At 47.5% G+C, this 510-nt stretch carries 2 protein-coding genes; both read right to left on the bottom strand.

Annotated elements, in window-relative coordinates; all coding sequences use genetic code 11:
* Window positions 1–326: DUF4123 domain-containing protein (locus ACQEXR_RS20450; RefSeq protein WP_427021066.1), on the bottom strand; the 326-nt coding region annotated here is incomplete at its 3' end.
* Window positions 323–510, bottom strand: a 188-nt coding sequence (locus ACQEXR_RS20445; protein WP_427021065.1) for a hypothetical protein, incomplete at its 5' end; no start/stop codon positions are given. The genes ACQEXR_RS20450 and ACQEXR_RS20445, both read right to left, overlap by 4 nt.

Below are 510 nucleotides of genomic sequence, written 5' to 3'. Positions count from 1 at the left end.
GGCATAATGACGACAGGATCATAAAAGCGGAACAACACCTTTTCTCCCTCTAGATAGGCCCAGAGAAGGCTGCGTAAATGGGCCATAACGCCATTAAATTCGGTCTTGCTGGCTAAGATGATGCCTTGCGTTAGCTCGTTTTGAAGTGCTGGATTGAGTGTCTCAATCGGGATGAGCCACGGAGACAAGGGCATCAACTCGTTTGAAAATGCATTATCGAAGACCGGTGCGGCACCTTCTAATGCACCGGTGGTTTGAATGGTATGTCTGAAATTGCTGGCCGTAACGAGCCAATAGAGATTTGTCTTTTCATCAAATGTCATCATTTAGCATTCTCCTGTTTTTCGGCAGGACACGCTTTTACCGTGCTGACATTCTCGTTTTCTGCCCGCAGCAGTGCAGTTTGAGTGACGTTGGTCGATGAGGTTTCATCTGTCTTTTCTAATGATGCCGTGTCGTTGCTTCTTAAAGGTAACTGAGCGACTTTCCCCGCAAACCCAGAACCTGTGC

It is taken from the genome of Vibrio sp. TRT 2004 (genome assembly GCF_050113735.1).
Classification (GTDB): Bacteria; Pseudomonadota; Gammaproteobacteria; order Enterobacterales; family Vibrionaceae; genus Vibrio.
This window is presented reverse-complemented; position numbering and strand designations above follow the sequence as displayed.